At 50.0% G+C, this 16,695-nt stretch carries 20 protein-coding genes, 2 rRNA genes and 1 pseudogene (1 of these 23 cut by a window edge); 7 read left to right on the top strand and 16 right to left on the bottom strand.

From position 1 onward, the window contains the following. Positions 1–6: 6 nt before the first annotated feature. From NST29_RS01535 to NST29_RS01525, 3 genes are read right to left on the bottom strand one after another with little or no spacing between them, the layout of a single operon-like run. Positions 7–744, bottom strand: coding sequence for a phage antirepressor KilAC domain-containing protein (locus NST29_RS01535; protein ID WP_033022723.1), 738 nt, complete (start codon positions 742–744; stop codon positions 7–9). Next, a complete protein-coding gene (locus NST29_RS01530; protein WP_235207643.1) occupies positions 716–931 on the bottom strand; it encodes a BRO family protein in 216 nt (71 codons plus the stop codon). The genes NST29_RS01535 and NST29_RS01530 overlap by 29 nt, the downstream gene beginning before the upstream one ends. Positions 932–959: 28 nt before the next feature. Then, the gene (locus NST29_RS01525; RefSeq protein WP_033022721.1) at positions 960–1,172 is read right to left on the bottom strand and encodes a helix-turn-helix transcriptional regulator; all 213 of its coding nucleotides are present in this window, start codon (positions 1,170–1,172) and stop codon (positions 960–962) included. 236 nt (positions 1,173–1,408) lie between these two features. Between NST29_RS01525 and NST29_RS01520 the strand changes: the two genes are divergently transcribed. The 4 genes and pseudogenes from NST29_RS01520 (at position 1,409) to NST29_RS01505 (ending at position 3,758) form a co-directional block, all read left to right on the top strand. Continuing rightward, entirely contained in the window at positions 1,409–1,894 is a 486-nt protein-coding gene (locus tag NST29_RS01520; protein WP_235207642.1) for a helix-turn-helix transcriptional regulator, read from the top strand. Positions 1,895–1,914: 20 nt separating this feature from the next. Continuing rightward, positions 1,915–2,355: an ImmA/IrrE family metallo-endopeptidase gene (locus tag NST29_RS01515; RefSeq protein WP_033022719.1), complete on the top strand. Its 441-nt coding sequence runs from the start codon at positions 1,915–1,917 to the stop codon at positions 2,353–2,355. Between the two features lie 28 nt (positions 2,356–2,383). Further along, positions 2,384–2,572 (top strand): hypothetical protein, encoded by a 189-nt coding sequence (locus NST29_RS01510; protein ID WP_235207641.1) that lies wholly within the window; start codon positions 2,384–2,386, stop codon positions 2,570–2,572. Positions 2,573–2,574: 2 nt separating this feature from the next. Then, positions 2,575–3,758, top strand: a pseudogene (locus NST29_RS01505) (site-specific integrase). 79 nt (positions 3,759–3,837) lie between these two features. Here the strand turns inward: NST29_RS01505 and groL are convergent. From groL to NST29_RS01490, 3 genes are all read right to left on the bottom strand, one after another. Further along, positions 3,838–5,457: a chaperonin GroEL gene (gene groL, locus NST29_RS01500; protein ID WP_033022716.1), complete on the bottom strand. Its 1,620-nt coding sequence runs from the start codon at positions 5,455–5,457 to the stop codon at positions 3,838–3,840. Positions 5,458–5,562: 105 nt separating this feature from the next. Beyond that, positions 5,563–5,847 carry a co-chaperone GroES gene (gene groES / locus NST29_RS01495; protein ID WP_033022714.1) on the bottom strand — a complete coding sequence of 95 codons (285 nt, stop codon included), beginning with the start codon at positions 5,845–5,847 and terminating at the stop codon, positions 5,563–5,565. 114 nt (positions 5,848–5,961) lie between these two features. Continuing rightward, a complete protein-coding gene (locus tag NST29_RS01490) occupies positions 5,962–6,165 on the bottom strand; it encodes a hypothetical protein (RefSeq protein WP_131385776.1) in 204 nt (67 codons plus the stop codon). 219 nt (positions 6,166–6,384) lie between these two features. On the opposite strand from NST29_RS01490, the gene NST29_RS01485 reads away from it, so the two are divergent. Both NST29_RS01485 and NST29_RS01480 read left to right on the top strand, forming a co-directional pair. Next, complete coding sequence (locus NST29_RS01485; protein ID WP_033022713.1) at positions 6,385–7,119, top strand: type II CAAX endopeptidase family protein; 735 nt, start codon at positions 6,385–6,387, stop codon at positions 7,117–7,119. Then, positions 7,116–7,295, top strand: coding sequence for a YdiK family protein (locus NST29_RS01480; protein ID WP_033022711.1), 180 nt, complete (start codon positions 7,116–7,118; stop codon positions 7,293–7,295). The genes NST29_RS01485 and NST29_RS01480 overlap by 4 nt, the downstream gene beginning before the upstream one ends. A 396-nt stretch (positions 7,296–7,691) precedes the next feature. Here the strand turns inward: NST29_RS01480 and tatC are convergent, their stop codons facing one another. The 4 genes from tatC to moaC are packed head-to-tail and all read right to left on the bottom strand — an operon-like array spanning position 7,692 to position 9,770. Beyond that, entirely contained in the window at positions 7,692–8,435 is a 744-nt protein-coding gene (tatC, locus tag NST29_RS01475; RefSeq protein WP_033022710.1) for a twin-arginine translocase subunit TatC, read from the bottom strand. A gap of 19 nt (positions 8,436–8,454) precedes the next feature. Continuing rightward, complete coding sequence (tatA, locus tag NST29_RS01470) at positions 8,455–8,607, bottom strand: twin-arginine translocase TatA/TatE family subunit (protein ID WP_033022709.1); 153 nt, start codon at positions 8,605–8,607, stop codon at positions 8,455–8,457. Beyond that, positions 8,604–9,266 carry a redox-sensing transcriptional repressor Rex gene (locus tag NST29_RS01465; protein ID WP_033022708.1) on the bottom strand — a complete coding sequence of 221 codons (663 nt, stop codon included), beginning with the start codon at positions 9,264–9,266 and terminating at the stop codon, positions 8,604–8,606. Before NST29_RS01465 ends, tatA begins: the two co-directional genes overlap by 4 nt. A 15-nt stretch (positions 9,267–9,281) precedes the next feature. Then, positions 9,282–9,770, bottom strand: a complete 489-nt coding sequence (gene moaC / locus NST29_RS01460) for a cyclic pyranopterin monophosphate synthase MoaC (RefSeq protein ID WP_033022733.1) — start codon at positions 9,768–9,770, stop codon at positions 9,282–9,284. A gap of 98 nt (positions 9,771–9,868) precedes the next feature. Between moaC and NST29_RS01455 the strand changes: the two genes are divergently transcribed. Beyond that, positions 9,869–11,794: an ABC-F family ATP-binding cassette domain-containing protein gene (locus NST29_RS01455; RefSeq protein ID WP_033022707.1), complete on the top strand. Its 1,926-nt coding sequence runs from the start codon at positions 9,869–9,871 to the stop codon at positions 11,792–11,794. Positions 11,795–12,132: 338 nt separating this feature from the next. Here NST29_RS01455 and tsaD read toward each other — a convergent pair whose 3' ends face one another. The 6 genes from tsaD to NST29_RS01425 all read right to left on the bottom strand — a co-directional run. Continuing rightward, complete coding sequence (gene tsaD / locus NST29_RS01450) at positions 12,133–13,149, bottom strand: tRNA (adenosine(37)-N6)-threonylcarbamoyltransferase complex transferase subunit TsaD (protein WP_033020397.1); 1,017 nt, start codon at positions 13,147–13,149, stop codon at positions 12,133–12,135. Further along, positions 13,142–13,597 carry a ribosomal protein S18-alanine N-acetyltransferase gene (rimI, locus tag NST29_RS01445; RefSeq protein ID WP_033020399.1) on the bottom strand — a complete coding sequence of 152 codons (456 nt, stop codon included), beginning with the start codon at positions 13,595–13,597 and terminating at the stop codon, positions 13,142–13,144. The genes tsaD and rimI overlap by 8 nt, the downstream gene beginning before the upstream one ends. Continuing rightward, positions 13,557–14,297: a tRNA (adenosine(37)-N6)-threonylcarbamoyltransferase complex dimerization subunit type 1 TsaB gene (gene tsaB / locus NST29_RS01440; protein WP_033020401.1), complete on the bottom strand. Its 741-nt coding sequence runs from the start codon at positions 14,295–14,297 to the stop codon at positions 13,557–13,559. The genes rimI and tsaB overlap by 41 nt, the downstream gene beginning before the upstream one ends. Next, on the bottom strand, positions 14,294–14,752 hold the full coding sequence (gene tsaE / locus NST29_RS01435; RefSeq protein ID WP_033020404.1) for a tRNA (adenosine(37)-N6)-threonylcarbamoyltransferase complex ATPase subunit type 1 TsaE: 459 nt from the start codon (positions 14,750–14,752) through the stop codon (positions 14,294–14,296). Before tsaE ends, tsaB begins: the two co-directional genes overlap by 4 nt. Positions 14,753–14,993: 241 nt before the next feature. Beyond that, positions 14,994–15,110: ribosomal RNA gene (rrf, locus tag NST29_RS01430) — 5S ribosomal RNA — on the bottom strand. Between the two features lie 222 nt (positions 15,111–15,332). Then, a 23S ribosomal RNA gene (locus tag NST29_RS01425) occupies positions 15,333–16,695 on the bottom strand; it runs 1,565 nt beyond the window's last position.

Raw genomic sequence — 16,695 nt, 5'->3', positions numbered from 1 at the left:
CCCCTTTCACGCCGTTTGCTCTTTCTTCAACAACAACCGAAACGTCTCTCGTCCTTTTGGTGTAATCAGCGTTTGGACATCAGCCCGTCCGTTTCGTTCCCATTCCTTCAATTCAAACAGCTCTGGGACATATGCTGCATAAGGTTTGAGCTTCCCTTTTTGATCCCGATACACAAATTTGTTTTGGAGAAGCCAGTTAATAAAGAACCGCTCCTTGACTTTCAACTCTTTTGCGGTGTCACGGAAATTCGTCAGCAAGTTCCGATCGACTAGCGCATCAAAATATTCCACTTTCGGCTTCATCGCCGCGATCTGTTCATTTTGCCGGCGCACGGTTTCCAACACACCACGAAACATCAGCTTGGTCTGCTCATCGGCAAAAGGAAGATACGTATTGATGAACATTTCATCGTTTGAGACATAGCCGCCCGTTTTGCGGATGGTTGGGAGAATCTCATCGAAGACCCACGATTCAAACTTTTCGGCCTCTGGCAATTGACTTTTAACAATAAGTCTGTAAAGGTTTCCTTCATCAATAAATTTCTTTTGTTGCGTTCCGCCACTTGTAAGGACTGGGCGGTTTACCCACCCCTTTTCCTTTGTATGTTGTTTAATTGCCTTGTGCGGATCAGCGTAACCTAATTTTTTTGCAACCTCTGTCGCAGGAAAATAAACATTTCCGTTTTCAATGAATACCTGCAACTCCCCAAAAATTTCATGGTTGAAAACTTGTAACTGGTTCATTTCCGTCCTCCTTTATAAGGATGCGGTAAGTTACCGCCCCCTTGCAGTGACTTGAAATTGCTTCGTGCGGCCGGCTGTACCCCAATACTTTTGCAACATCATTGCCAACGGCGTATGGATTGTTGTTAATTTCGATGAACCGAACGTCACCGAACATCGGATGATTAAAAATCTGTAATTGGTTCATTTAGTTCCTCCCTTCACTGTTAGTGAGTTTAACCTGCACTTCTTTCTTTCTTAGTTGGAACAACTATTATTTCAATCCCTAAAGCCTCACAAGTTTTATTAATTGTTGTTTCATTCCAACGACGATTACCAGCCAACAAATCGTACATATATTGAGGGGTATAGCCTGTCATACGCGCCAAATCAGAAATCCTTAAGTTTTTGTCCTCAAGGACATTTCGTACCACCTCCGAAAAGTTCATGTTTGTCACCTCCTTGCTAACTAAATATTAAGCTATAAGCTTCATAAAAACAAACAGAAAAATGAAGCAAATAGCTTTATTTTTTAGCATTTTTAACTATTATAAAGCTATTTGCTTCATTTTGCTTATTTTTTCTTCTTTTTTCTCGTTTTTTAAGCTATTAGCTCATTGTTTAATAATGAAGCCAATGCTAGCATATAAATAAGCTAATAGCTGATAAAAAGGAGTGAATATTTGTGGAGAATAAGCACAGGATCAGGGAAATTAGAGAAAGAATAAGAGATGAGAACGGAAAAAAATTAAGCGGTACTGCAGTAGCCAATATACTAGGCATAACACCTCAATATTATTACGAGATAGAGCGCGGAGAGAAAAATTTAAGTGCAGAAATGGCGGCGCGGATAGCTGATATTTTTGGAGTTACAACCGATTACTTATTGGGAAGAACAGACGATCCAGATCAAATCGTCGAGCATGAACAATCAGTCTCTAAGCTTCCCGCCCTCACCGAGAAAGACGAGCGCGACATCCAAAAGGAGTTGGAAAAGATCATCAAGGGGCTCAAAACAGGAAGCGGTTTTGCTGCATTCGGCGGAGTGGACATCGACGAGCTTGACGAAGAAGATAGGGAACTTCTCATCGCGTCGCTTGAAAATTCCCTTCGTTTGGCCAAGAGAATCGCCAAACAAAAATTCACGCCAAAAAAATACCGTAAAAACTAAATATCTCTAGGGGGTTCGCTATGGCTGAGAAGATCAAACAGATCGTAGAGAAATTAATCACCAAGCACGGCACGAACAACCCCTTTGAGATCGCATCGCAGAAAGGCATAGTGCTGTTGTTTGAACCGCTTGGCGGGACATACGGGTATCATCATACATTTCGCCGGGTTCAGATCATTCACATCAATTCAGAGTTGGACGAGCCGATGAAACGCTTCGTTTGCGCGCACGAGCTTGGGCATGCAGTTCTGCATCCCGAACTTAGCACATCTTTTCTAAGGAGAAACACACTTTTCTGCATGGATAAAGTGGAAAGGGAGGCGAATGAGTTTGCCGTGGAATTGCTTCTGTCGGATGATGTGCTTTATACATATCGCGGTACTGATGCAACCATTTATGAGGCCGCGGCGGCGTATGGAATCCCTAAGGAGGTGGTGCATCTAAAAAATTTTGACTTCTGAACCAAACGTATATTCCCACAAAAAGGAGATGATCAGATTGATTATTCACTTGGACGACTATCGTAATAAGAAGAATAAGAAGAAAAAGAAAACAAACAGCTGCTCCATGATCAGTATTCCTGTATTTTCACGAATCACCGTAGAGGATGGCAAACTCGTTGGTGTTTTAGAAAATGGTCAGAAGATCATCATCGAAAACTCAGAGGAGGACCGATAACATTGGCTTCGTTCCAAAAGTATAAAACGAAAGACGGCGAGAAATGGATGTTTAAAATGGATGTCGGGATCGATCCTGCTACTGGGAAGCGCAAAACAACGACACGCCGAGGTTTTAAAACCAAAAAAGAAGCGCAGCTGGCTGCGGCCAAATTGTACGACGAAATAAATAACGGAGGCTACGTGAAGGACACGAATATACTATTCAAGGATTTCGCACAAGAATGGTTAGCAATATACAGCGAAACCGCAAAAATAAGCACCATTCGCGCCAGGAAACATGAACTGGGGCACTTGATGCGTTACTTCGGCAACTTGAAGCTAAAGGATGTTACACGAAAAATGTATCAAGACATGCTCTTGGATCTCAAAAAAAAGGATATGCTGACAACACCCTAGACGGAATTCATACAACAGGGAGAATGATTTTTAAAAAAGCGATGGAATTGGAATTGATCAACTCTAATCCTACGGAATACGCCAAGGTTCCTAAGCAGAAAAAAACAGTGGAGGACATTGAAAGGGGCAATAAAGACATGAAATTTTTAGAAAAGCATGAGTTAGCCCTCTTTTTGAAAACAGCCCAAGAACACGGGCTGGCTATGGATTATGTCGTGTTTTCGACCTTGGCATACACTGGTATGCGGCTAGGCGAATTACTGGCCCTTCAGTGGAAGGATATTAACTTTAAAGAACATACCATAGCGATTACAAAAACATTGTACAGCCCTAGAAACAATGAAAGATATTATCAATTGCTGCCCCCTAAAACACAAGGATCCATTCGGACCATCAAAGTCGATCCAAATATCATTTCACTTCTAAAGAAGCACAAGGCCGAGCAAAACGAAATCAAATTACAGATGGGAGAGCTATATCACGATCTGGGGTTCGTATTTGCGCGACCAAGTGGATTCCCTGAAGTACCTAAAAAAATTGAACTCAGAATGAAACGGCTGCTGAGAATCGCAAACATTCATAAGCGTGTGACGCCTCACTCCCTTCGTCACACTCATACCAGTTTGCTTATTGAAGCAGGAGTAGGAATCAAAGAAATTCAACAGCGCCTCGGCCATGCGGATATCGAAACAACCATGAACATTTATGCACATCTAACAAAAGATTTGGAAGAAAGAGCTTCACAGAAATTTGGCGAGCTCATGAGCGGTTTGATCAAAAACTTATGATTTTCGTGGTCAAAATGTGGTCAAAACAAAAAAGAACACCGGGGAAAACCCCAGTGTTCCAACGGATGGGAGGCGCTGATTACATCATGCCGCCCATGTCCGGCATGCCCGGATTGTTGCCTTTGTTTTCTTCCGGTTTGTCGGCGACAACCGCTTCGGTCGTCAAGACCATGGCAGCGACAGAAGCTGCGTTTTGCAGCGCCGAGCGAGTGACTTTCGTCGGGTCAACGATACCAGCTTCGATCATGTCGACCCATTCGCCCGTTGCAGCGTTGAAGCCGACGCCCGGTTTTTCGTTTTTCAGGCGCTCAACGATGATCGAGCCTTCCAGACCAGCGTTTTGCGCGATTTGACGAACCGGTTCTTCGATCGCGCGCAATACGATTTTCACGCCGGTTGCTTCATCGCCTTCCGCCTCGATGGACGCGACTTTGTTGTAGATGTTCATCAACGCCGTACCACCGCCGGCGACGATGCCTTCTTCAACCGCCGCACGAGTCGAGTTGAGCGCGTCTTCGATGCGCAGTTTGCGTTCTTTCAATTCTGTTTCGGTTGCCGCACCCACTTTGATGACCGCTACGCCGCCGGCCAATTTCGCCAAGCGTTCTTGCAGTTTTTCGCGGTCGAATTCGGACGTTGTTTCTTCAAGCTGCGCACGGATTTGGTTGATGCGCGCTTTGATGCGCTCCGAATCGCCGGCGCCTTCGACAATCGTCGTCGTTTCTTTCGTTACGACTACTTTCGACGCACGGCCAAGCGAAGCGATCGTTGTCGATTTCAGTTCGCGGCCAAGCTCTTCCGAAATGACTTCGCCGCCTGTTAAAATCGCGATATCTTCGAGCATCGCTTTGCGGCGATCGCCGAAGCCAGGCGCTTTGACGGCAACGGCATTGAACGTGCCGCGCAGTTTGTTGACAACGAGCGTCGCGAGCGCTTCGCCTTCGACATCTTCCGCGATGATCAAGAGCGGACGGCCATGTTGAACGACTTGTTCAAGAACCGGCAGCAACTCTTGGATGCTCGATACTTTTTTGTCCGTAATCAAAATGTACGGATTTTCGAGAACAGCTTCCATTTTTTCCGTATCTGTAATCATGTACGGCGAAACGTAACCGCGGTCAAATTGCATCCCTTCGACAACGTCGAGTTCCGTCGTGAAGCCTTTCGATTCTTCCAGCGTGATGACACCGTCGTTGCCGACGCGTTCCATCGCTTCAGCGATCAATTGGCCGACTTCTTCGTCAGCAGCCGAAATCGCAGCGACTTGGGCGATCGATTCTTTTCCTTTGATCGGTTTGGAGATGGCTTTTAATTCTTCAACGGCAACCGCAACCGCTTTTTCAATCCCGCGGCGGATGCCCATCGGGTTCGCACCGGCAGCCACGTTTTTCAGCCCTTCGCGGATCATCGCTTGAGCCAATACCGTAGCGGTTGTCGTCCCGTCCCCAGCGATGTCGTTCGTTTTGCTGGCGACTTCAGCGACCAATTTCGCGCCCATGTTTTCAAACGGATCCTCGAGTTCGATTTCTTTCGCGATCGTTACCCCGTCATTCGTGATGAGCGGCGAACCAAATTTTTTCTCCAATACGACGTTGCGGCCTTTCGGACCTAACGTGACTTTCACGGCGTCTGCGAGTTTGTCCACCCCGCGCAACATCGCACGGCGCGCTTCTTCGCTGAACTTGATTTGTTTTGCCATACCCCGTTACCTCCTTACAATATGGATGAAATTGCAACACGTGCATGAAGCGAACGTTAAGTATTCAGTGAGTTTTACGTATGTTTTATTTGATCGGCGCATAGATTAGCGAATGACAGCCAAAATGTCGCTTTCGCGCAAAATTAAGTACTCTTTGCCGTCGTATTTCACTTCTGTGCCCGCGTATTTCGAGAAGATGATACGGTCGCCGACTTCAACTTCCGGTGCAACGCGTTGACCGTTATCGAGCACGCGGCCTGCACCAACGGCGACAACACGGCCTTCTTGCGGCTTTTCTTTCGCCGTATCCGGCAACACGATGCCGCTTGCCGTTTTTTCTTCTGTTTCCACGACTTCAATGACAATGCGATCGCCTAATGGCTTCAACACGGGAAACAACCTCCTTAACGATAGTTTTCGCCGTTCTTATTAGCACTCATCTTTATTGAGTGCTAACACACTTATAATATTAATGAACTTCTTTCCGTTTTGCAAGTAGGAAATTCAAAAAAATAGCGGCTTTTCTTTTTGGCGCCACACGAGCCAATCGGTCGCCCCGAAGACCGGCAAAAAACACCCTTCCTCCGCCAACCGGCCGCATTTCGCCCAAAACCGCTGCTTCGGGCGTGACAGAAACGCGCGGGCAGCGCATTGTTCCACCGACAAGCGGTCTCGTTCGTTTCCACGCTTCCGGCGTGACAGAAACATGCCGGCCAGCTGAAGGGCAACCGGGCGGGACGACGGCTAGCTTCTCAAGCCAGCGGCGCAAAATCCGTTTTCATTATTGCACATTTCCAGCGCCAATAAACACCCGGCGGCTGTTTTTTTGTCCCGTTTGCCGTTGGATTGAACCAACGCGCTTTTCTTATCATTTCGCCAAACATATGCTACAATACGGATATATTTTGAATAAAGGGGTAAGAAAACTTGAAACGTCATGACTGGTACGTGCTGATCACCTATATTGCCATGCAGCTGTCCGCTTTTGCCGGCGTGCCGCTTCTATGCGCCCTCGGCGTCGGGTCAAGCGCGAAAACCCCCAGCGAAGCTACAAAAATCGCTTCTGGATATTGGGCGGTCATCAGCTTTTTGACAGCGTTTGTCATTATTTTATGGCTGCTTCGCCGCGCCCGCCCTGAGCGAAACATGCGGCAGATGCCGCTCGCTTCATCGTGGATGTGGGCATTTTTAGGCGTATTTTTGGCGCTTGTCGCCCAAAGCATCGCCGTCAATATCGAATGGCGGCTGCTCGGCATTGAACCAGGATCGGAGAACACAAGACAAATCATTGAGATCATTCGCTTGACACCGCTGCTAGTCATTGTTGCTTCGGCCATCGGCCCGATTTTGGAAGAACTCGTTTTCCGCAAAATCATTTTTGGATCGCTTTATGAAAAATACCGCTTTTGGCCGGCCGCGCTCGCAAGCTCGCTTCTTTTCGCCATCGCCCATATGGAGCTGGAGCATTTGCTTTTGTATACAGCGATCGGTCTGACGTTCGCCTTTTTATATGCGAAAACCGGCCGCATTTTCGTGCCGATGTTCGCCCATGTGGCGATGAACACGTTCGTTGTCGTTGTGCAGATGCTACTGGCTGATGAAATGGAAAAAATGATGCGCCAGCCGGAATTGCCGCTGACGATTTGGGGGGTATGGTTATGACGCGCCACCCTCGACTCTTCTCATTGCCCTATTTCCTTCTAGGTTTGCTGTTTACGTATTTGGCGATCCAAAGCGCGCATGAAACGATTTGGAACGTTTCGACCATCGCCTTGGCGGCGTTGGCGGCTTTTGATTTCGGAACCGCCTTTCGTCTGCTTTTTACCCCGAAGCGATAAAGAAGGTGCCCCAAACGTACGATCGGGACACCTTTTTTTATGATATGCCCATCCGTGCTCCCTCGATCTGTTTCCCGCGAACATCCCCGTCGGCAAGCGGCGATTTTCATCCCCGTCTGGAGGGCAGATCACAAGCTTGCCCATGGACCTTTCCCGTGAAAATGCCGGCCTGACACGGATTTGCATCCCCGGGTGGGGGCAGATCACACCGCCCATGGATCTTTCCCATGAAAATGCCGGACCGGCGCGAGATTTTCACCCTCCAAGTGGAGGGCAGATCACAGCTTGCCCATGGATCTTTCCCGTGAAAATGCCGGACCGGCGCGAGATTTTCCCCCCGAGTGGACGCTGTCCATGGAATTTTTTGTTTAAAAATCGCTTTGGCCGTGCGCCGCTTTACTCGTTGTCTCCTTGTTCCGCCGCTGATCGCGCCTTCCGGTAGCCGATTTTTGCGATCCAAATGCTCCCTTCATACAAAAGCGTAAGCGGAATCATGACGATCACTTGCGACAACACATCGGGCGGCGTGATAATCGCCGCGATAATTAACAGCACCAAATACGCATACTTGCGAACGCGAACAAGAAACTGCGGCGTGATAAGCCCTAAGCGGGTGAAAAACAGCACCACGATCGGCAGCTGAAACACAACGCCAAACGGCAGCACAAGCTGAAGCATAAACTGGAAATATTCGTTAATGCCGATCATTTGCTGGACCCCCAGCTGTTCAGCCAGCTGGTTCATAAATCGAACGACAAATGGAAACAAAACGAAATAGGCAAAGCTGACACCGCCCAAAAAAAGAACAATCGATGCCGGAATATAGCTTAGCGTTACCTTCCGCTCTTTTTCATACAGACCGGGGCTGACAAACGCCCAAATTTGATACAGCAGCACCGGAGACGTCAGCACGGCGGCAATGACAAAAGCAAACTGAAAGTATACTTTGATCGGATCGGTCAGGCGAAAGGCGTTCATGGTCAGCTGCTTTGTCTCAGCCGTTCGTTGCAAATAGATAATGACATCATCGACGAAAAAGAAGCTCGCCGCCAACGCCGCGGCGAAAAAAACGAGCACAATGATCAGCCGCTTTCGCAGTTCACCGAGGTGTTCATACACTGACATCTCTTTGTCATTCATAGTTCCTCATCCCGCCTTATCACCGGTCGGTTTTCGTTTCGTCCTCATCCGCAAGACCCTTGGTGGCGTCTTTGAACTCGCGCAGCGACTCGCCAAACGAACGCCCTAGTTCCGGCAGCTTTTTCGTGCCAAACAACAGCAAAATCAAAACAGCCAGCAATACATATTTCATGAATGATTCTCTCCTTTTGCCGATGGCGATGGATAGTTTTTCAAAAAGTACACAAGCGATTGCAGCTCAATGGCCAAATCGATGTGGTGAACGCGAATATGGTCAGGCACGTTCAGCCGCGCCGGAGTAAAGTTTAAAATTCCTTTAATCCCTTGGGCGACAAGGCGATCGGTCAACGCCTGAGCCGCGGAGGCCGGCACGGTTAAAATAGCGACCGGAATGTCGCCGCGCAGCCGTTCTTCCAGCTCATCGAGATGATAGACGGGCACGCCGCCGACTGTCGTTCCTACTTTTTGCTCATCAACATCGAACGCCATCACAATTTTCGTGTTATTGTTTTTCGAAAAATTATAGTTTAAAAAAGCGGTGCCTAAATTGCCGACTCCAAACAGCGCCACTTCAGTCACTTCATCCTCTTCCAACGTCTGGCGAAAAAACGACAACAAATAATGGACATTATACCCGTATCCTTTTTTGCCGAGCGCGCCAAAATACGAAAAATCGCGGCGGATCGTCGCTGGATCGACTTTCACCGCCTCGCTCAGCTCAGCGGAAGAGACGCGCTGCTTTCCTGATGCATGCAAGTTCTTTAAAAATCGGTAATAAAGCGGCAGCCGCTTAGCCGTCGCTTGCGGAATTTTCGGTTGTTCATTGCTCATTGTCTCATCCCCTAGCTAATCGGTTTTCCGTCGATAATGGCCGGATTTCCCGCCCGTTTTTTCGACCAAATACGTCGGACCGATCGTCATCCCTTTGTCGAGCGCCTTACACATGTCGTATACCGTCAACGCACAAACCGAAACGGCCGTCAGCGCTTCCATTTCCACCCCCGTGCTCCCTTTCGTTTTCACGGTCGCTGTAATGACAAGACGAGGCTCGGTTTCTTCATGCTCCCAAGAAAACGTGAAATCGACGCTCTTTAGCATCAGCGGGTGGCACATCGGGATCAGGTCAGCCGTTTTTTTGGCCGCCATGACCCCTGCCACTTGGGCGACGGCCAGCACATCCCCTTTTTTAATGTCACGGCCTTTGATTTTTTCATAAATTTCTTGGCTGACAGTGACGCTCGTTCGCGCCACCGCGACCCTGACCGTCTCTTCTTTGTCCGTGATATCGACCATCTTCGCGCGTCCCTCTTCATTAAAATGGGTAAACGATGACAAAGCCATCTCCTCCATGTCTACACTATACATGATTTTTCTCCTTCTGTCTTTGACCGTCTGAGCAACATACGTTAAACTATTCCGAGAGGTGAACCGACATGATGATTTTGCAAGTGCGTGGACTCACGAAATATTTTGGCGCTGACCTTATTTTATCGAATATTAAACTAGAAATACAGTCCCGCGACCGCATCGCCCTTGTCGGCCGAAACGGAGCGGGAAAATCGACATTATTAAAAATCATCGCCGGCGAACTATCTTTTGACAGCGGTGAAATCATCAAGCCAAACCATCTCAAAATCGGCTATTTGGCACAACAGAGCGGGTTGGAATCATCACGCTCCATTTGGGAGGAAATGCTCGACGTGTTCGCACCGCTTCAAGCGATGGAACAACAGCTGGCCGCGCTCGGCTCTCAGCTTGGCGATCCCGATGTGCTCGCCGATCCCGTCCGCTATGAAAAAACGCTGAAAATGTACGATGAACTGCAAGAGCAGTATAAGGAACAAGGCGGCTATCAATATGAGGCCGACATTCGTTCCGTCTTGCACGGATTGCAATTTTCTTCATACGATTATCAAACAACACCGGTCTCTTCGTTAAGCGGCGGACAGCGAACACGGCTCGCTCTCGGAAAGCTGCTGTTGTCCAAGCCGGATTTGCTGATTTTAGACGAACCGACCAACCATTTAGACTTGGACACACTCGCTTGGCTGGAACAGTATTTGCAGGCATATCCGGGCGCCCTCTTGCTCGTCTCCCATGACCGATACTTTCTCGACAAAGTTGCCAATCACGTGTACGAGCTGTCCAACGCCAAGCTGCGGACGTACAATGGCAACTACAGCCGCTATCTGGAACTGAAAGCGCAGCAATATGAGCAAGAGCTACAGCGATATGAAAAACAACAGGAAGAAATCGCCCGATTGCAAGAGTTTATTCAGCGCAACATCGCCCGCGCCTCGACGGCCAAGCGGGCGCAAAGCCGGCGAAAACAGCTGGAGAAAATGGAGCGAATGGAACGGCCTGTCGGAGAGGAAAAATCGGCATCATTTTCTTTCACGATCGAACGACCAAGCGGTCAACAAGTGCTCATCGCTGAAGACGTGGCCGTCGGTTACCGGAACGAGCCGGTCATTCGTCATATCAGCTTCCGCATCGCCCGCGGCGAAAGCGTCGCGTTGGTCGGTCCAAACGGCATCGGCAAATCTACACTGTTGAAAGCCATCGCCGGGCAGCTTCCCATTCAGGCCGGACATTTGCGCTACGGCACGAACGTCCAAATCGGATATTATGATCAAGATCAAGCCGACCTGTCGTCCAATAAACGAGTCATTGACGAATTATGGGATGCTTACCCCCTTAAAACAGAAAAAGAAATCCGAACGATACTCGGCAACTTCCTGTTTTCGGGCGATGACGTTTTAAAACCGATCTCAGCGTTGAGCGGCGGGGAAAAGGCGCGCTTGGCGCTCGCGAAGCTGATGCTCCAACAGGCCAATTTTCTCATTCTGGACGAGCCGACCAACCATTTAGACCTCGACAGCAAACAAGTGCTCGAACAGGCATTGATCGACTATCCAGGCACCATTTTGTTCGTCTCCCACGACCGCTATTTCATCAACCGCATCGCTACGAAGGTGCTCGAGCTGTCAAGCGACGGCCTTAGCGAATATTTGGGAGACTATGACTACTATATCGCCAAAAAAGAAGAAATGCGTGAGTTAGCCCGTTTGGATGCCAGCCCAATCGTTCCGAGCAGCAACGAGTCGGCGAAATCTGTTTATGAACAAGAAAAAGAGGAAAAAAGACGCCAGCGTCAACGTCAACGCCGTCTAGCCGAAATCGAAGCAGAAATCACCGCGCTTGAAGAGCAAATCGCCCAAGCCGAACAGCGACTATGCGATCCGTCCGTTTATGACGACTACGAAACAGCACAACAGCTTGTGCAAGAAAACGAGGAGCGAAAGCAGCAAGTGGAAAAACTGCTGGCCGAATGGGAGCAGCTTTATGACTCACCATAACCAACCGCCCGCCGGTTATTTCGGTGGGCGGTTTCAATTAGTCACATTATCCACAAAGAAATCCACAATCCATCCAGTGAAATATAGGTTATTCACCAACTTTTCCACATTATCCACAAAAAACAGTTCGATTTTGTTCAACATCGCTGTGTATTATTTTCCTCATATTCATCCGATTTACGCCATATTTCCACATCATCCACAACCTGTGGATGAAACTATGCACAAATCGGACCACCAGTCTGTCCACCAATCCACCCTTGCCGTCTAAAAAAGAAACGGCGGTTGGCCCGCCGCCAAAACCGCCGATTGTGTCCATCGGTTTGTCCTTCGTTACGTTACGCCAACGGCAAGCTTGGATCGGCGTTCAACGCCAAATCTGACCGCCTGCCTTGCCAGTACAACATCGTGCCCGCGGCCGCAATCATCGCCGCATTATCGGTACATAACGATAACGGTGGAATAACCAGCTCCACACCGGGGAGCTCCTGCCTCATTCGCTCCCCTAATGCAGTCCGCAACCCGCGGTTGGCCGCCACTCCACCAGCGAGCAACACTTGCCGGACGCGATATTGTTTGGCTGCTTGTAAAGTCTTTGTCGTCAACACTTCAACTACGCTGGCTTGAAAACTGGCTGCCATCTGCTTCGGATCGATCTCCTCGCCGCGCTGTTTAGCACGATGAAGCGTATTCAACACCGCCGATTTTAAGCCGCTGAAACTGAAATCATACGATCCTTCCTCAAGCCATGCCCGCGGCAAGTCAATGGTCGGCTCTCCTTCTTGGGCCAACCGGTCAATGTGCGGCCCTCCCGGATACGGAAGCCCCAAAGCGCGAGCCACCTTGTCATACGCCTCACCGGCGGCGTCATCTCGCGTTTCACCAATCACCTTGAATTTGACGTGTTCTTCCATGTAAACGAGCTCTGTATGCCCTCCGGAAACGACCAGAGCCAAGAGCGGAAATTTCATTTCCGACACGAGCTGATTGGCATAAATATGCCCAGCGATATGATGCACGCCGACAAGCGGAATGCCGTGAGCAAACGCCAACGCTTTCGCCGCGTTCACTCCGACAAGAAGCGCCCCGACAAGCCCTGGCCCCGCTGTCACAGCGATAGCCTGAAGGTCGGAAAATGACACTTTCGCCTGCTGCATCGCCTCTTCAATCACGAGCGTAATTTGCTCCACATGATGGCGCGAGGCGATCTCAGGAACGACGCCGCCAAACCGCCGATGACTTTCCATCTGTGAAGCGACCACATTGGACAGAATGGCTCTTCCGTTTTTAACAACCGCGGCGGCAGTCTCGTCGCAGCTTGTTTCAATCCCTAATACATACACATCTTCATTCATGTAGCTTCACCCACATCACCAACGCATCCTCAAAATTATCGGGATAATATCGTTTTCGAATACCGCCGTTGCGAAACCCGAGTTTCCGATATAACGATTGAGCGACATGATTGGACACACGCACTTCCAGCGTCATCGTCACTGCCCCTTGTCGCCTCGCCAGATCCATCAGACAACGCATCAACGCCTCACCAAGTTTTTGGCCACGAAATTCGGGAAGAACAGCAACATTCGTGACGTGCGCTTCATCAATGACCAACCACATCCCAGCATAGCCAATGATTCGCCCTCGATGCACCATTACAATATAGAGAGCGTAGCGGTTGTACATCAACTCATGATAAAACGACTCCCGACTCCAAGGCGCGGTAAACGATGCCCGCTCCACCTGCACAACTTTATCAATATCATGAATGGTCATTGGCCGAAATTGTACATCGATCCCCATCGTTTCGTTCCCCTTTTTGTTTTGCGAGCCATTTCACCTCCGCTTCAGCCAGGCGGAGGTAATCTGGCACAAACGTATGGGCATTTCTACGCTCTTTTTCTTTACCGAGCATCACCAGCTCGCTCGGGCGCGGCAACGCCAATGACGGAGGAGCCATATGGGCCCGCCCACCTAGGACGCGCTGAAACAGCTCGTGATATAACAGCACATCCGCACCAATGAACAATACGTCCTCTCCCCGCTCTCCTAGTCGCCGCGCCCACTCATCCGCCACCACAAGTTGATCCGGTTCAAGCTGGCGAAGCACACTCCCGTCGCTGTGATAAAGCCCAGTATAAATGTGCCCACGCCGCGCATCAAACAATGGGACAATCAAACCGGAGAAGCAACGGCCGTTGGCGGCGAGCACTTCAAGGCTCGACACACCGGCGATCGGAATACCGAGCGACCAAGCGAGCGTTTTCGCAATCGTCACGCCAATTCGTACTCCTGTATAAGACCCGGGCCCTTTGGCCACTACGATCAAATCAAGGTCTTTCGGGGCCATCCCACACTGGCGAAACAGCGATTCGATAGCCGGCATCGCACGGAGCGAATGATCTTTTTTCACATTCGTGATCCATTCACCCTTCACAACATTTCCATCCGCCAAAGCAAGACCAAGTGGTGTGTTTGATGTATCAATCCCTAATACTTTCATGCGCCAAAAATCTCCTCGCATAACTGTTCATAGCGTTGTCCCAGCGGCTCAAAACGAAGCAGCCGTTCATCCCCACCGCGGTCAAGCAAATACACCGTCAGACGTTCGGCCGGAAGCTGGCCAGCAATCAAGTGCGCCCACTCCACAACCGTAATCCCGTCACCGCCAAAGTATTCATCAAAGCCAAGATCCTCCCATTCATCCTCAAGACGGTACACATCCATATGGTAAAGGGGCAATCGGCCTTCGTACTGCTTGATGATGGTAAACGTTGGACTGTTGACGTTTTGCTGGATGCCTAATCCTTCAGCCAATCCTTTCGTAAATGTCGTCTTTCCCGCACCGAGGTCGCCCTCAAGCGCAATCACCATTCCCGGTTCAAGGCGTTCTGCAAGACGACGGGCGACCGCTTTCGTTTCTTCAGAAGAATGTACAAGCAGCTCGACATGCTTCATTCTGTTCCACCTTATTCCATTTTATCATCTTCACTCTCGCTTTTGAAATTGTACCATAAGAAAATGCTGCATCGCTACTTTCAACCCCAAGGACGGCATACCAGCATAAAGAAAGAAAAGAAAAAGGACGATCCACAAGCCATTTCCATTTAACTGGCCGCTGGATCGTCCACGTCTAGAGATTATTTCAGAAAAGAAAAAAGGCAATTAGGCGTGTCGCTACTCCCTGGTGAATTTGATTGCCTAGCAGCGACCTACTCTTGCAGGGGCGCTGGCCCCAACTACCATCGGCGCTGGAGGGCTTAACTTCCGTGTTCGGGATGGGAACGGGTGTTTCCCCTCCGCTATCACCACTAGGCAAGCGATTCCGTTTTTCATGAATCATTATACCAGAAAATCAATTCCTGTCAAGAAGGAACGCATTCCTTCAAAACTAGATAACCGTCGGAAGAAGCCGCGTTTCGTACTGTCTAGCTCCGGCCGCCATCGGCTCGCGACGCTTCGGTCCTGCTGTGGCGGCATAGCCTCCTCGCAGACCCTCCAGCGCATTTCGCCGATCAGCAGGCGGCCTGCGCTTTTCTAGGTTAAGCCCTCGATCGATTAGTATCCGTCAGCTCCACGTGTCGCCACGCTTCCACCTCGGACCTATCGACCTCGTCATCTTCGAGGGATCTTACTCGCCTAACGCGATGGGAAATCTCATCTTGAGGGGGGCTTCACGCTTAGATGCTTTCAGCGCTTATCCCGTCCGCACATAGCTACCCAGCGGTGCCCCTGGCGGGACAACTGGTACACCAGCGGTGCGTCCATCCCGGTCCTCTCGTACTAAGGACAGCTCCTCGCAAATTTCCTACGCCCGCGACGGATAGGGACCGAACTGTCTCACGACGTTCTGAACCCAGCTCGCGTACCGCTTTAATGGGCGAACAGCCCAACCCTTGGGACCGACTACAGCCCCAGGATGCGATGAGCCGACATCGAGGTGCCAAACCTCCCCGTCGATGTGGACTCTTGGGGGAGATCAGCCTGTTATCCCCGGGGTAGCTTTTATCCGTTGAGCGATGGCCCTTCCATGCGGAACCACCGGATCACTAAGCCCGACTTTCGTCCCTGCTCGACCTGTCCGTCTCGCAGTCAAGCTCCCTTGTGCCTTTGCACTCTCCGAATGATTTCCAACCATTCTGAGGGAACCTTTGGGCGCCTCCGTTACCTTTTGGGAGGCGACCGCCCCAGTCAAACTGCCCACCTGACACTGTCTCCCACCCCGCTAAGGGGTGCGGGTTAGAATTTCAATACCGCCAGGGTGGTATCCCACCGGCGCCTCCACCGAAGCTGGCGCTCCGGCTTCTCAGGCTCCCACCTATCCTGTACAAGCGATACCAAAATTCCATATCAGGCTGCAGTAAAGCTCCACGGGGTCTTTCCGTCCTGTCGCGGGAAACCTGCATCTTCACAGGTAGTATAATTTCACCGGGTCTCTCGTTGAGACAGCGCCCAAGTCGTTACACCTTTCGTGCGGGTCGGAACTTACCCGACAAGGAATTTCGCTACCTTAGGACCGTTATAGTTACGGCCGCCGTTTACTGGGGCTTCGGTTCGCACCTTCGCTTCCGCTCAGCGCTCCCCTTAACCTTCCAGCACCGGGCAGGTGTCAGCCCCTATACGTCGCCTTTCGGCTTCGCAGAGACCTGTGTTTTTGATAAACAGTCGCTTGGGCCTTTTCACTGCGGCTCTTCCAGGCTCTTCACCCGAAAGAGCACCCCTTCTCCCGAAGTTACGGGGTCATTTTGCCGAGTTCCTTAACGAGAGTTCTCCCGCGCGCCTGAGGATTCTCTCCTCGCCTACCTGTGTCGGTTTGCGGTACGGGCACCTCTTCCCTCGCTAGAGGCTTTTCTTGGCAGTGTGAAATCGGGGACTTCCGGATGACTCCGTCGCCATCACAG

The sequence above is a fragment of the Geobacillus sp. FSL W8-0026 genome (genome assembly GCF_037966255.1).
GTDB lineage: Bacteria > Bacillota > Bacilli > Bacillales > Anoxybacillaceae > Geobacillus > Geobacillus icigianus.
This window is presented reverse-complemented; position numbering and strand designations above follow the sequence as displayed.